Here is a 13,982-nt window from a genome sequence, read left to right as displayed (position 1 = left end):
ACGAGTGGCGCGTTTGTGGGGTTGATCATGACTGATTTGACCGGTCTCAAGGCCGAACTGCTGGCTGCCGCAAAGGCTGCGGCGGATCTGGGCACCCTCGACGAGATCCGCGTTTCGGCCCTGGGCAAGAAGGGCCGCATCACCGACCTGATGAAGACCCTGGGCGCCATGGCGCCCGACGAGCGCAAGGCTTTCGGCGCTGCCGTCAACCTGGTCAAGGACGAGGTCACGGACGCCATCGCCGCCCGCAAGGCAGCCCTCGAAGACGCCGCCCTCGATGCCCGCCTCGCGGCCGAGCGCATCGACGTCACCCTGCCCATCGGCCACCAGGCCCAGGGCCGCATCCACCCGATCACCCAGGTGACCGAGGAATGCATCGAGATCTTCGGCGCCATGGGCTTTTCGCTGGCCGAAGGGCCGGATATCGAGGATGACGAGCACAATTTCACGGCGCTGAACTTCCCCGTCGGCCACCCGGCGCGGGAGATGCACGACACTTTCTTCCTGCCCCCAAGGAAAACGGCGAGAAGGTGCTGCTGCGCACCCACACCTCCCCGGTGCAGATCCGCACGATGAAGGGCAACCCGCCGCCCATCCGTGTGATCGCGCCGGGCCGCACCTATCGCTGCGACAGCGACCAGACCCACACGCCGATGTTCCACCAGATCGAAGCGCTGGTGATCGACCGCGACATCCACATGGGCCACCTGAAGGCGACGATCGAGCATTTCGCCGCCGCCTTCTTCGAGGTCGAGGCGGTGAAGATCCGCTTCCGCCCGTCCTTCTTCCCCTTCACCGAACCCTCGGCGGAGGTCGACATCGGCTGCGCCCGCGCCAAGGATTCGATCCGCATCGGCCAGGGCGACGACTGGCTAGAAATCATGGGCTGCGGCATGGTGCACCCCAATGTTATCCGCAATTGCGGCCTCGACCCCGACGAGTGGCAGGGCTTTGCCTTCGGCATGGGGCTGGACCGGATCGCCATGCTGAAATACGGCATTCCCGACCTGCGCGCCTTCTTCGAGTCCGACCTGCGCTGGCTGCGCCACTACGGTTTCGCGGCCCTTGACCTGCCCACGCTGGGGGAGGGCTGTCGCGATGAAAATCACCGTCAATTGGCTGAAAGAGCATCTGGAGACCGCTGCCGGGGCCCAGGAAATCGCGGAACGCCTGACGTCCATCGGCCTGGAGGTCGAGGGGATCGAGGACCGCGCCGCGGTGCTGAAGCCCTTCACCGTCGCCTATGTGGTGGAAGCGGTGCAGCACCCCAATGCGGACAAGCTGCGCCTGTGCACGGTCGATGCCGGCGACGGCACGCCCTATCAGGTGGTGTGCGGCGCGCCCAATGCCCGCACCGGCCTGAAGGTCGTCTTCGCGCGCATGGGCACGACGATTCCCGGCAACGGCATGGTGTTGAAGCCGACCGCCATTCGCGGCGTCGACAGCCAGGGCATGATGTGCTCGATGCGCGAAATGGGCCTGGGGCAAGACCATGACGGCATCATCGAGCTGCCCGAGGATGCCCCGATCGGCAAGCCCTTCGCTGAGGTGCTGGGCCTGGATGACGCGGTCATCGACCTGTCGGTCACGCCCAACCGGCAGGATTGCCTGGGTGTCTCGGGTATCGCCCGCGACCTGGCGGCCGCCGGGCTGGGCACATTGATCACGCCGGCGATTGGAAAGATACCGGGCACGTTCCCGTCGACCGTCTCCGTCCGCCTGGATGAAAGCGTCAAGGACAAAGCCTGCCCGCTGTTCGTCGGCCGCCTGATCAAGGGTGTTACGAACGGCGACAGCCCGGCCTGGCTGAAGGCCCGGTTGGAGGCAATCGGCCTGCGCCCGATCTCGGCCCTGGTCGACATCACCAACCTGATCACCCATGACCGGGCGCGGCCGCTCCATGTCTTCGATGCGGCCAAGCTGACCGGCGGCATCCATGTCCGCTTCGGCAAGGCCGGCGAGAGCGTGGAAGGCCTGGACGGCAAGGCCTATGCGCTGGACGAGCAGATGATCGTGGTCGCCGACGACGCCGGGCCGCTGGGCCTGGGCGGCATCGTCGGCGGTGTGCCGTCTAGCGTTACGGGCGAGACGGTCGACGTCTTCCTCGAGGCGGCGCATTTCGATGCGCTGACCGTGGCGGCGACCGGCCGGCGCCTTGGTGTCGTGACCGACGCGCGCCATCGCTTCGAGCGTGGCGTCGATCCCCAGTCCGCCTTCGACGGCATCGAACTGGGCACGAAGCTGATCCTTGAGCTGTGCGGCGGCGAGGCCAGCGAGATCGTGTTCGCCGGCGCCCCGCCCGCACCGTTCCCCAACCAGACCTTCCGCCCGTTCAGGGTCGAGAAGCTGACCGGCCTCAAGGTCGCGGACGAACGGATGGTGGAAATCCTGGCCGACCTCGGTTTCGGCCCTGATCGCTCGGTCTTCCCCTGGAACGTCTCGGTGCCCTCGTGGCGCCGCGATATCGAGGGCGAGGTCGACCTGGTCGAGGAAGTCGCCCGCATCACCGGCCTGGACAAGCTTCCTGTGGAGCCGCTGCCCAGCGTCTCGGTAGTGCCCTTGCCGGCCCTGAATCCGGCCCAGCGTCGGGTACGCGCGGCCAAGCGCCTGCTGGCCACCCGCGGCCTCACCGAGACGGTGAACAACAGCTTCATCCCGGAAGCCCATGCCGCCGCCTTCGGCTGGTCGGACTTGGCCCTGAAGGTCGCCAACCCGATCTCGGTCGAACTCGCCGTGATGCGGCCCCATCTGGTGCCCAGCCTGGCCGCCGCCGCCGTGCGCAATGCCGCGCGCGGCATCGAGGATGTGGCGCTGTTCGAGGTCGCCGGCACCTATCACGGCATTGCGCCCAAGGACCAGGCGAGCGTCGCCGGCGGCATCCGCACCGGTTACACCACGCCGCGCCAGTGGCAAGGCGGCCGGCGTGCGGTCGATGCCTTCGATGCCAAGGCCGATGTCCTGGCGTTGCTGGGCGAGTTGGGCGCGCCGGTCGGCAACCTGACCGTGGGCACCGATGTGCCCGCCTGGCTGCATCCCGGCCAGGCCGGTACGCTCAAGCTGGGGCCGAAGACCGTGATCGCGGTGTTCGGCGCCCTGCACCCGCGCATGGCCCGGCTGCTGGGCGTCGAAGGCCCCGCCGTGGTGTTCGAGGTCTATCTCGATGCCATTCCGGCGGCCAAGGCAAAGCCGACGCGCGAGAAGCCGGCGCTGGTCCTGTCCGATTTCCAGGCGGTGAGCCGCGACTTCGCCTTCCTGGTGGACGAGACCGTGGCGGCCGAGGCGGTGATCCGGGCGATCAAGGGGGCGGACAAGGCCCTGATCGCCGATGTTTCCGTGTTCGATCTCTATCGCGGGCAGGGCGTGCCGGCGGGCAAGGTCAGCATGGCGCTTGCCGTGCGGCTCGAGCCGCGCGACAAGACCCTGACAGAGCCCGAGATCGAGGCTGTTTCCGCAAAGATCGTCGCCGCCGTCGCCAAGGCGACCGGTGGATCGTTGCGGGGCTAGTTGATGACCCTCTCCGCCGCTTGGCGTCGGAGAGGGAGGGGACCCGGCGCAGAGCGACGGGAGGGTGAGGTGGTCGCGGGGCAGGGCGCGCTCTACGCCGTCGACCCACCTCACCCAACCCTCTCCCCCCTGAAGGGCGGAGAGGGTTTTTGCCAGTTGAGTGAAACGAGACCCCGTCGATGACCGACCTGAAGCATATCCGCAACTTCTCGATCGTGGCCCATATCGACCACGGCAAGTCGACCCTTGCCGACCGCCTGATCCAGAAGTGCGGGGGCCTCGCCGACCGCGAAATGGTGGAGCAGGTGCTCGATTCGATGGATATCGAGCGCGAGCGCGGCATCACCATCAAGGCCCAGACCGTGCGCCTGACCTACAACGCCAAGGATGGCGAGACCTATGTCCTGAACCTGATGGACACGCCCGGTCACGTCGACTTCGCTTACGAGGTTTCGCGCTCGCTGGCTGCCTGCGAGGGCGCCCTGCTGGTGGTCGACGCCTCTCAAGGGGTGGAGGCGCAGACCCTGGCCAATGTCTACCAGGCCATGGACGCCAACCTGGAAATCGTCCCGATCCTCAACAAGATCGACCTGCCGGCGGCGGAGCCCGAGCGGATCCGCGCCCAGATCGAGGATGTGATCGGCATCGACGCCTCCGAGGCCCTGCTGGTCTCGGCCAAGTCCGGCATCGGCATCGACGACGTGCTGGAGGCGATCGTCACGCGGCTGCCGGCCCCTCAGGGCGATGCCGATGCGCCCTTGAAGGCCCTGCTGGTCGATAGCTGGTACGACGCCTACCTGGGCGTCGTAATCCTGGTGCGGGTGGTCGACGGCGAGATCCGCCGCGGCCAGAAGGTCAAGATGATGGCCGCCAACAAGGTCCACCTGGTGGAGCGTGTCGGTATCTTCACCCCAAGAAGGTGACGGTCGATCGTCTCGGCCCCGGCGAGATGGGCTTCATCACCGCCGCGATCAAGGAAGTGGCCGATACCAAGGTCGGCGATACGCTGACCGACGAGCGGCGGCCGACCGCCGAGCCCCTGGCCGGCTTCAAGCCCTCGGTGCCGGTGGTGTTCTGCGGCCTGTTTCCGTCGGATGCGGCGGAGTTCGACAACCTGCGTGACAGCCTGGCCAAGCTGCGCCTGAACGATTCGAGTTTCCAGTTCGAGATGGAAAGCTCGGCCGCGCTGGGCCTGGGCTTCCGCTGTGGCTTCCTGGGGTTGCTGCACCTGGAAATCGTGCAGGAGCGGCTGGAGCGGGAATTCAACCTCGACCTGATCACTACCGCGCCCAGCGTGGTCTATCACATGCACATGACCGACGGGACGATGCTGGAAATGCACAATCCCGCCGACATGCCCGACCCGGTGAAGATCGCCCGCATCGAGGAGCCCTGGATCAAGGCGACGATCTTCGTCCCCGACACCTACCTCGGCGATATCCTGAAACTGTGCCAGGACCGGCGCGGCCAGCAGGTGGAACTGACCTATGCCGGCACAAGGGCGATGGCGGTCTACCGCCTGCCCCTGAACGAGGTGGTGTTCGACTTCTACGACCGGCTGAAGTCGGTCTCGCGCGGCTATGCCTCGTTCGACTATCACCTGGACGGTTACGCCGAGGACGACCTGGTGAAGATGTCGATCCTGGTCAACCAGGAGCCGGTCGACGCGCTGGCCATGATCGTCCACCGCACAAGGGCCGAGGCGCGCGGCCGCCAATTGTGCGAACGCCTGAAGGACCTGATCCCCCGGCAACTGTTCCAGATCGCCATCCAGGCGGCGATCGGCGGCAAGGTGATTGCCCGCGAGACGGTGAAGGCGATGCGCAAGGACGTGCTGGCCAAGTGCTATGGCGGCGACGTGTCCCGCAAGCGCAAGCTGCTCGACAAGCAGAAGGCCGGCAAGAAGCGCATGCGCTCGGTCGGCAACGTCGAGATCCCGCAGGAAGCGTTCATCGCGGCACTGAAGATGGATGACAATTGAGGTCGGTCCAGCCGTAGCCCACGTCAGTGGATCCCGGCTTTCGCCGGAATGAGGGCAGAAATAGGCCCCGCTTTCCCCCATGCAACCCGGTAAATACTGTGTTTCCGGCGTCGGGCTGGACAATCCCCGTGATGCTTACGATATGATGAGGGCATGTACGACAAGATCACCCGCGCCATCCGCGTCACGGTCAAGCCGACCTTCCTCGAGGACCAGTCCTCGCCGGACGAGAATTACTATGTCTGGGCCTACCGGGTGCGGATCGAGAACCAGGGCGGCGAGACGGTGCAATTGCGCGATCGCTATTGGCGCATTACCGACGGTTTCGGCCGGGTGCAGGAAGTGCGCGGGCCCGGCGTCGTCGGCGAGCAGCCGGTGCTGCGCCCGGGCGAGCGCTTCGAATACACCTCCGGCACGCCGCTGCCGACACCGTCCGGCATCATGCTCGGCACCTACCGGATGGAGACCCAGGCGGGCGAATCCTTCGATGTGGAAATCCCGCCGTTCTCGCTCGACAGCCCGCACCAGCCGGTGCGCCTGAACTGACCTTAAGGGGCCATGCCCCCATCAACCGGCCGGCAAGTGATTGGGGCCCGGAAACACGGGGGGATATCCCCCCGAACGAAAGGGAAGTGGAACATGCCTGTCACCCCCACCACCATGAAGCTGGCCGGCAAGCCCGCCCGCCCCGCCCGCGGCCGCGAAAGCGGCAACCTGGTCCTGGGCAGCGCCCGCACCGACAAGCCGACGCGCGAGGAGGCCGAGGCCGCCGTGCGCACCCTCCTGCTGTGGGCGGGCGACGATCCCGATCGCGAGGGCCTGGCCGACACGCCCGGCCGCGTCGTGCGCTCCTACGAGGAATTCTTCGCCGGCTATGATGCCGATCCCGTCGAAATGCTGAACCGCACCTTCGAGGAGGTCGACGGCTACGACGAGATGATCGTGCTCAAGGACATAAGGCTGGAGAGCTACTGCGAACATCACATGGTGCCGATCATCGGCAAGGCCCATGTCGGCTACCTGCCGTCGACCCGGGTGGTGGGCATCTCCAAGCTGGCCCGTGTCGTCGATGCCTATGCCAAGCGCTTCCAGGTGCAGGAGAAGCTGACCGCGCAGATCGCCAATTCGATCGAGGAAGTGCTGCAGCCGCGCGGCGTCGCCGTGATCATCGAGGCGGCGCACCAGTGCATGACCACGCGCGGCGTGCACAAGCCGGGCGTCGCCCTGGTCACCTCGCGCATGCTGGGCGCCTTCCGCCACGACCCGCTGACCCGCCGGGAATTCCTGACGATCGTGGGCAACCCGTCGTCCAGCTTCGGCGTGTGATTTCTGCTATGGTACAGCCGCCCGCCCCGGTCGGGGGCGGGCGGTTGGTTTTTGGAGAGCATGATGGCTGGTGAAAAGATCGATGCGACCCAGATGCTGCGCAAGCTCGTGGCCTTCGATACGACCAGCCGCAATTCCAACCTCGACCTGATCGATTTCGTCCGCGGCTACCTCGACGGCCACGGTGTTAAGAGCGAGCTGGTGTTCGACCACGGCGGCGCCAAGGCCAATCTCTATGCGACGCTGGGCCCGCGCGAGGCAGGCGGCATCGTGCTGTCGGGCCACACCGACGTGGTCCCGGTCGACGACCAGGATTGGGAAACCGATCCCTGGACCCTGACCGAGCGCCACAACCGCCTCTATGGCCGCGGTTCATGCGATATGAAGGGTTTCGTCGCCTGCTCGCTGGCCCTGGTGCCGGAGTTGCTGGAACGCGGCCTGAAGGAACCCGTCCACCTCGCCTTCTCCTATGACGAGGAAGTGGGGTGCCTGGGCGTTCACAGCCTGATCGCCCATATCATCGAGCATCACCCCAAGCCCCGCCTGTGCCTGGTGGGCGAGCCGACCATGATGGGCGTGGTCGACACCCACAAGGGCATCCGCTCCTACGTCACCACGGTGACCGGGCTCGAGGCCCATTCCAGCCAGACCCAGATCGGCGTGAACGCGGTGATGGTCGCGGCCGAGCTGATCAATTTCTTAGGCCAGATGGGCGAGGACCTGAAGGCCCAGGGCGATGCCACCGGGCGCTTCACCCCGCCCTATACCACCTTGTCGGTCGGCACGATCGAGGGCGGCACGGCGGTGAACATCATCCCGCGCCATTGCCGCTTCGCCTGGGAATACCGCTCGCTGCCCGGCACCGATGCCGAGGCGCCGATCCGCCGCTTCGAGGATCATGTGACCAGGCGGGTGCTGCCGGCGCTGGAGGAGAAGGCGCCCGGCATCGCCGCCATCACCACCGTGCCGCGCTCGGTTACCCCGGCGCTGAAGCCCGATCCCGGCTCCTTGGCCGAGACCCTGGCCAAGGCCCTGGCCGGCAGCAACGAGACGCAAGCCGTCTCCTATGCGACGGAAGCCGGCATCTTCCAGGTTCACGGCATCCCGACCGTCGTCTGCGGCCCCGGCGACATCCTCCAGGCCCACCGCCCCAACGAGTTCGTGAGCATCGAGCAACTGGAAGCCTGCACGACCTTCCTGCGCCGCCTGGCCGACCGGGTGTGCGTGGCATAACAGCCAAAAATCGTCATCCCCGCGTAGGCGGGGATCCACGGGAATGGCAGGCGGGATCGACTTGGCTCGCCGCGACGACCGCCCCAGCGCTCGACGACAGTGGATCCCCGCCTGCGCGGGGATGACGGCGGAAATGAATGCCCTACCGCCAGCGGCGATGCAGCCAGTTCCATTGGTCGGGGCGGGCGCGGGCCCAGGTCTCGACCGTCGCGGTGATGCGGGCGGTGATCGCGGTCTCGGCCGCCTTCACGTCGGCGCACGCGTATTCGGCGCTGAAATCCAGGGCCTCCGTCATGTGGATGCGGAAGCGGCAGCCGTCCAGGCGCTCGGCCCAGGCCCCGTAGACGTCGCATTTGAAGCGCCGGGCCAGCTTGGCCAGGGTGGTGGCGGTCTTCACCTCGCGGCCGAAGAAGGGCACCTTCACGCCGCGGCTGAAATGCTGGTCGACCAGCATGCCTAAGTGCCCGCCCTCGTCCAGCACCCGCGCCGCCACCACGGCGGCCTGGAAGCCGGTCGGGACGAGCTGGCCCATGGCATCGCCCCTGATCCCCAGCAGCAGCTTCTCGGCGATCGGGTTGTTGGGGCTGCGGAACATCACCGCCAGCGGCAGTTCATGGCGCGCGGCGCCCACCGCCAGGATCTCCCAGTTGCCGATGTGGCCGGTGAAGATGATCGCCGGCTTGCCGTCGTCGCGGATCGCCAGGAAGCGTTCGACCACGCCGGGATCGACCTCGATGCGGGCGCCGGGCGGCGGCGGGTCGTCGCCGGTGCCGGGCCACAGGGTGCGCAGGTGGGCGTATTCGGTGAAATAGCGGCCCAGATTGTCCCACACGCCCAGCAGAATGCGTTCGCGCTCGGCCTGCGTGATGCCGGGATAGGCAGCCTCGATCTGGCCTCGCGCCATGGTCGAGACGGCCAGATGAGGCCCCAGCTTGCGCGCGACCCAGCCGCCAGCGGCCGAGGCGCGGTCAGGCCCCAGCAGGCCGCACAGGGCCATGATCAGGTAGATGGCGGCCGCTTCCACCAGCCACTGCACGCGCAACAGGGCGCGGTAGAGCCGCAGCTTGGTCTTCAACCACCAACGACGCATCGCTCGACTATCTCCAACCCTGGCCGACCGCGCGACCTAAAGGATGCCGTGCCCCAGGTCAAGCCTTGGCCGCGCTGAGGCTGTGGCTGTAATAGCGCCACAGCACCAGCGCGGCGGTGGAGCGGTGCGGCGCCCAGCGCTTGCCGATCTCGTCCAGCGCCTTGAAATCGGGTCGCGATTCCAGGCCCATCAACCGCGCCGCGCCTTCCGCCAGGGCGACGTCGAAGGCCGGCCACAGGTCGGGCCGGCCCAGGGCGAACATCAGGTAGATCTCCGCCGTCCAGCGGCCGATGCCCTTGAGCGCGGTCAGCGCGGCGATGGCCGTCGCATCGTCCATCAGCGCGATCGCGCCCAGGTCGACCTCGCCCCGGGCGACCGAGCGGGCCAGGCCGTGGATATAGCGGGCCTTGGGCCGGCTCAAGCCGAAGCGGGTCAGGCCCGCCTCGTCATGGACCAGCACCGCGGCGGGCGTCACCGCGCCGCCCAGGCCCTGCTCCAGCCGGGCCCAGATGGCAGCACCGGAGGCGACCGAGACCTGCTGCTCGACGATGATATGGACCAGCGCGGCAAAGCCCGGCTCACGCACCCGGGGCGCCGGGATCCCCGCGGTCTTCAGGGCATGGCGCATGTAGCGGCATTTGCGGCCCAGGCGCGCCAGCACCTCCTCGTGGGCGGCGGGGCTCATGCCGCTGCCGTCCGCCGGCGCAGGCGGCCTTCGATGGCACCCTGGAACAAGGGCACCACGGCGGCGCAGGCTATCGCCGCCCAGGCCAGCCGGGAACCCCCAGCAGGGCGCCGCCGGCCCCGGTCGAGAGCATGGCGCTGGACAGGCCCGCCCCGGCCGAGGCGGCCAGGTGCTGGGTGGCCGAGAGCAGCGACATGAAGCCCGCCCGTTCGGCGGGCGGCGGCACCTTGGTCATCAGGGTCTGGGTCGCGACATTGCGCGCCGACATGATCAGCATGAACAGGGGGAACAGCACGATCACCGGCAGCGGCAGGGGCACCACGACGAAGCAGGTGACCAGCAGCGCCGACAAGGCCGCGGTCGCCACGACATTGACATTGGTGGTGCCCAGCCGGTCGACCAGGCGCCCGGTCAGGCGCATGCCGACCAAACTGAGACTGCCGCCCAGCAGGTACAGCACGCTCAACCCGTCGCGCGGATAGCCTAGGTTGAAGATCAGGAAGGCGGTGATCGAGGGGATGATCATGAAGCTTTGCAGGTTGGCAAAGCCGACCGCGGCAAAGGCCAGGAGGTGTTCGCGCCGCCGCAGCAAACCACGCCAGGACCGCGCCGCCGCCGGCCGCCCGCCCCGGGGCAGGGCCACCCAGGCGAAGGCCGCGGTGACCAGGGCGGCGCAGCCGACGACCAGGAAGGGCAGGCGCCAGCCACCCAGGCGCGCCATCTCCAGGCCCGCCGGCACGCCCAGCACGGCGGCCAGGGCAAAGGCGCCCATGACGGCGCCCATGGCCCGGCCGCGCCGTGCCTCGGGAATGTGATCGGCCAGCACCGACATGGCGAGCGCCGTCGCCGGCCCGCCGAAGGCCCCGGCGATCACCCGCGCGCCGATCAGGCTGCCCAGGTCGACGGCGATGCTGCCCGCCATGGTGCCCAGGCCCAGGCCGCCCAGGGCCACGGTCAGGGCCAGCCGGCGGGGAAAGCGGTCGAGGACGAAGGCGCCAAGGAGGCCGGCAAGGCAGGCCGCCACCGTATAGGCGGCGGCAACATAGCCCAGGTGCGCAGGATCGATCCCTAAGCCCACGGCATAGTCGGGGCCCAGCGGCATCACCATCATGAAATCGACGATGTTCACAAACTGGATGGCGCCGACCACCAGGATGATCCGACGCTCCGACACACCCGTCACCGGCGCTCCCCGCGTTATCGCCCCTCTTTTCGCACGGGCGCTGCGGTTATGCCAGCAGCACCCAGGCGGCCGCGCCCAGCGCCGCCACGGCGCCAGCGACGAGGGCCGCGACCTGCGGCGGGCGCGGCTCGATGACCGAGTCCTGGGGGCGGCCGGGTTGTAGCGGACCTTCAGCGCGGTGCCCTCGGGGAAGCGGGCCAGGAAGGCCTTGGCCTCGTCCTCGTGCTCGAACAGGGTGGGTATGTTGGACAGGCGGCTGCCGATCTGGTCCTCGCCCGCCACGCTGTAGCGGTAGGCGACGGTGGGAATATGCACCAGCCGGGCGGCATGGCGATGGAGGCGGCGTTCGGCATCCAGGCCGGTAATGGCAACCTGGCCCGGCACCATCGGCCAGGCGGTCATGGCGCGGTAACGCAGGTACAAGGACGCGGCAAAGCCCGCCAGACCGAGCCCGACGGCCACCAGCACCAAGGCAATGGCCATCGCCAGCCATGACGCCATCTGAACTCTCCCCTTGATTCGCCCCGCCATCCTCGCCCGCGGGCGGGGACGGGGCAAGAACAGCTCCTTTTTGCTCCCCTCCGCCCGCTTGCGGGGGAGGGGCTGGGGGAGGTGGGTCGGGCCGTCTCGGGATGTCGGTTTTTGTCCCCTCGACCTCCTCACCCAACCCTCTCCTTCCGCGGAGGAGAGGGCTTTGCGCGTCATGCCTGTCCGGCATGGCTCGCCCCCGATCTGCACAATTTGCGGGCAGGGCAAGCTCGGTCAGGATCCGGCGGCGTAGTCCCCCTCCGGTCCGGTGTCATGTCGCTTGCCAATCCTGCGGCCCCTCTCCAGGCGAACGTGGCTGTGCCGGTGCGCGGCTATCTGTTCGCGCTGCTGGGCGTCGCCATCTGGGCGGGCTGGACCGTGCTGACCCGGGCCGACATGCGCGGGGCCATGGCGGTGACCGACCTGGTCGCCCTGCGCTTTGCCACCGCCGGCCTGATCCTGCTGCCAGTGCTGCTGCGCAAGGGCCTGGCGCTCGACCGGCTGGGCCTCCACGGCGTGCTGCTGCTGGCGGGCGGGGCCGGGGTGCCTTACGTGCTGATCGGGGCGGGCGGTTTTGCCTTTGCGCCGGCCGCCCATGGCGGGGTGCTGATCTGCTGCAGCGTGCCGCTGGCCACCGCCCTGCTGGCCAAGGTTTTCCTGGGCGAGCGTTTCACCCGCCTGCGCCTGGCCGGCTACGCCCTGATCCTGGGCGCGGCGGCGGTGCTGATGACGCAGGCCGGCGCCAGCCTCGACGGCCAGGTGATCATCGGCGATGTCATGTTCGTGACCGCGGCCGCGATGTGGGCCGGCTATACCGTGCTGGCGCGGCGCTACGGCCTCGATCCGCTGCATTCGACCGCCATCGTCGCCGTGGTTTCCGCCGTGCTCTACCTGCCGGTCTATGCCCTGTTCCTGACGCCGGGCATCGCCGGCCTGTCCTGGCCCAGCATCGCCATGCAGGTCGGCTGGCAGGGCATCGTGACCTCGATCATCTCGCTGCTCGCCTTCTCGGCGGCGATCCGCCTGATCGGCGCCTCCAAGACCGCGGCCCTGACCGCGCTGGTCCCGGCCGCCTCGCTGCTGCTGGCGATCCCGGTGCTGGGCGAGGTGCCCAGCCCGGCCGAGGTCGCCGGCGTGGTCCTAGGCACGGCCGGCGTCGCCCTGGCCAGCGGCGCCATCGCCTTGGCCCCCGCGCGACAGCGTCGTGATGGACAGCTTGTTCCTGCCGGGCCTGCAGGGCTTCCTGCTGGGCGCCAGCCTGATCATCGCGATCGGGGCGCAGAATGCCTTCGTGCTGCGCCAGGGCCTGCTGCGCCGGCACGTCTTCGCCGTCTCGACCATCTGCTTCCTGTCGGACGCCCTGCTGATCGCAGCCGGCGTCGCGGGCCTGGGCAGCGTCATCCAGGCCATGCCCGACACCTTGCGCTACATCACCGTGGGCGGTGCGCTGTTCCTGAGCGTCTACGGCCTGCTCGCCTTTCGCCGGGCCCTGCATCCGTCGCAGATGCAGGCGAGCGAGGCCAAGGCCGGCGGCCTGGCGGCGGCGATCGTCACCTGCCTGGGCCTGACTTTCCTCAACCCCCATGTCTATCTCGACACGGTGGTGCTGCTGGGCGGGCTGTCGGGGCGCTTTGCCGGCGAGGCGCGCCTGGCCTTCGGCCTGGGCGCCGCCGTCGCCTCGGCGGTGTGGTTCTACGGCCTGGGCTATGGCTCGCGCCTGCTCCAGCCGCTGTTTGCCAGGCCCATCGCCTGGCGCGTGCTGGATTTCGCCATCGCCGCCATCATGTGGCTGATCGCGGCTAGCCTGCTGGCCCAGGCGATCGGGGCTTAAGGCGCCTTGGCCAGGCCGGCGATGACGAAGCCGGCCAGGGTCTTCAGCACCAGCTCGCTGTCGAGATTGCTGCGTTCGGCGTGATAGGCCGCCTGTTCGACCATGCCCAGCAGGGCATGGGCGATCAGATCGGCATTGAGGTCGGCGCGAATCTCGCCCCGCTCCATGCCCTGGGTCAGTGATTCGGCGGTGAGCTGGGCCAGGCGGTCGCGCGGCCGCACCGTCGGCTCGCCCGAACCAGGGTCGATGATCGACAGGTCCATCAGCGCCGCGGCGATCACCTTGCGCTCCGATTCCTCGAAAGCCAGTGTCGCCTTCAGCGTGTTCAGGATGCGCTGGTCCCACGGTTCGGGCGCATGCAGCGGGCCGATGATCGCAGCCTCGATCTCGGCGCAGGCCTCCTCGGCAAAGGCCAGGAAGATCTCGCGCTTGTCGGCGAAGTGCAGGTAGAACGTGCCGTTGCCGACATCCGCCTCGCGGGCGATATCCTGGGGCCGGGTCGCGTGGTAACCCCGCTCGACGAACAATTTGCGCGCGGCCGCCAGCAGGCGCCGCCGGCTTTCCTGACGCCTGCGGGCACCGCGGGCGCCGGAAGCCTGATCTTCTGCAATCGAAACCATG

9 protein-coding genes and 3 pseudogenes are annotated in these 13,982 nt (G+C 68.3%); 8 read left to right on the top strand and 4 right to left on the bottom strand.

From position 1 onward, the window contains the following. Positions 1 to 24 precede the first annotated feature (24 nt). The 6 genes and pseudogenes from pheS to argE form a co-directional block, all read left to right on the top strand. Positions 25 to 1,094, top strand: a pseudogene (gene pheS, locus D3874_RS20125) (phenylalanine--tRNA ligase subunit alpha); the annotation flags it as partial. Between the two features lie 4 nt (positions 1,095 to 1,098). Further along, positions 1,099 to 3,504 carry a phenylalanine--tRNA ligase subunit beta gene (gene pheT / locus D3874_RS20120; RefSeq protein ID WP_119780085.1) on the top strand — a complete coding sequence of 802 codons (2,406 nt, stop codon included), beginning with the start codon at positions 1,099 to 1,101 and terminating at the stop codon, positions 3,502 to 3,504. Positions 3,505 to 3,683: 179 nt separating this feature from the next. Beyond that, a pseudogene (gene lepA, locus D3874_RS20115) lies at positions 3,684 to 5,485 on the top strand (translation elongation factor 4). A gap of 153 nt (positions 5,486 to 5,638) precedes the next feature. Then, positions 5,639 to 6,031 (top strand): Co2+/Mg2+ efflux protein ApaG, encoded by a 393-nt coding sequence (gene apaG / locus D3874_RS20110; protein WP_119780083.1) that lies wholly within the window; start codon positions 5,639 to 5,641, stop codon positions 6,029 to 6,031. Positions 6,032 to 6,124: 93 nt separating this feature from the next. Then, positions 6,125 to 6,811, top strand: coding sequence for a GTP cyclohydrolase I FolE (gene folE, locus D3874_RS20105; protein WP_233560065.1), 687 nt, complete (start codon positions 6,125 to 6,127; stop codon positions 6,809 to 6,811). Between the two features lie 60 nt (positions 6,812 to 6,871). Next, complete coding sequence (gene argE, locus D3874_RS20100; protein ID WP_233560063.1) at positions 6,872 to 8,044, top strand: acetylornithine deacetylase; 1,173 nt, start codon at positions 6,872 to 6,874, stop codon at positions 8,042 to 8,044. Between the two features lie 142 nt (positions 8,045 to 8,186). Here argE and D3874_RS20095 read toward each other — a convergent pair whose 3' ends face one another. The 3 genes from D3874_RS20095 to D3874_RS20085 all read right to left on the bottom strand — a co-directional run bounded on the left by D3874_RS20095 (position 8,187) and on the right by D3874_RS20085 (position 11,503). After that, complete coding sequence (locus D3874_RS20095; RefSeq protein ID WP_119780081.1) at positions 8,187 to 9,134, bottom strand: lipid A biosynthesis lauroyl acyltransferase; 948 nt, start codon at positions 9,132 to 9,134, stop codon at positions 8,187 to 8,189. Positions 9,135 to 9,192: 58 nt separating this feature from the next. Further along, entirely contained in the window at positions 9,193 to 9,819 is a 627-nt protein-coding gene (locus tag D3874_RS20090; RefSeq protein ID WP_119780078.1) for a DNA-3-methyladenine glycosylase family protein, read from the bottom strand. Between the two features lie 70 nt (positions 9,820 to 9,889). Then, a complete protein-coding gene (locus D3874_RS20085; RefSeq protein WP_158596116.1) occupies positions 9,890 to 11,503 on the bottom strand; it encodes an MFS transporter in 1,614 nt (537 codons plus the stop codon). 300 nt (positions 11,504 to 11,803) lie between these two features. Between D3874_RS20085 and D3874_RS32125 the strand changes: the two are divergent. Both D3874_RS32125 and D3874_RS28650 read left to right on the top strand, forming a co-directional pair. Then, positions 11,804 to 12,640 (top strand): annotated as a pseudogene (locus D3874_RS32125) (DMT family transporter); the annotation flags it as partial. A 97-nt stretch (positions 12,641 to 12,737) separates the two neighbouring features. Next, a complete protein-coding gene (locus D3874_RS28650) occupies positions 12,738 to 13,361 on the top strand; it encodes a LysE/ArgO family amino acid transporter (RefSeq protein ID WP_119780072.1) in 624 nt (207 codons plus the stop codon). On the opposite strand, the gene D3874_RS20065 is transcribed toward D3874_RS28650, so the two are convergent. Beyond that, complete coding sequence (locus D3874_RS20065) at positions 13,358 to 13,981, bottom strand: TetR/AcrR family transcriptional regulator (protein ID WP_119780069.1); 624 nt, start codon at positions 13,979 to 13,981, stop codon at positions 13,358 to 13,360. The genes D3874_RS28650 and D3874_RS20065 overlap by 4 nt on opposite strands. Position 13,982 lies beyond the last annotated feature (1 nt).

Source organism: Oleomonas cavernae, from assembly GCF_003590945.1.
Taxonomy (GTDB): Bacteria; Pseudomonadota; Alphaproteobacteria; order Zavarziniales; family Zavarziniaceae; genus Zavarzinia; species Zavarzinia cavernae.
This window is presented reverse-complemented; position numbering and strand designations above follow the sequence as displayed.